Source organism: Paenibacillus sp. ICGEB2008 (assembly GCF_000307675.1).
Classification (GTDB): domain Bacteria; phylum Bacillota; class Bacilli; order Paenibacillales; family Paenibacillaceae; genus Paenibacillus; species Paenibacillus polymyxa.
In genome coordinates this window covers 1-550 of record NZ_AMQU01000050.1, presented here as the reverse complement: position 1 = coordinate 550, position 550 = coordinate 1, and the positions used below count along the sequence as shown (strand labels likewise).

The following is a 550-nucleotide window of genomic DNA, read 5'->3' as shown; positions in this document are numbered from 1 at the left end:
TAACAGATCACAGAGTGCAGGGACGTAAGATGCTGCCAGGGGTAGCCTATCTGGAAATGGCCCGAACAGCGGTGGAACAGGCGCTGGAGGTGAAGCCGGGAGGGTGGCTTACGTTGCAATTGCAGCAAGTGACCTGGATACAGCCCATCACAGTCGAAGAGCAGCCGGTAGAGGTAAGGCTCCGTCTGATGGCTGGCGAGGAAGGTGACATCGGTTATGAAATCTACAAGGGATCAACGGGAGCAACGGAAGATGTGGTGTACAGCCAAGGAACTGCTCGTGTGGTGACCAACGTGGAAAACGTGCAGGAAGATATAACGAAGCGGATTGCGGAGCACCGGGCTGCGGGTGCACAAGAGGTGCCGATTACCGCCTGTTATGAAGCATTTGCGGCGATGGGGATTGAATATGGAGCAGGCCAGCGCTCGCTGGAAAGCGTGCAGGCCGGAGCGGGTCAGGTATGGGCGAGAGTGTCGTTACCTCCCAGTGTATCGGCAACAGCCCACGACTACGTGCTTCATCCCAGCTTGATGGATGGGGCGCTACAGGC

1 protein-coding gene is annotated in these 550 nt (G+C 57.3%); it reads left to right on the top strand.

Translation table 11 applies throughout. The annotated features are described in order from the left end of the window. The coding region (locus C400_RS26415) for a polyketide synthase dehydratase domain-containing protein (protein WP_157834340.1) at positions 1-550 on the top strand (550 nt) is incomplete at both ends.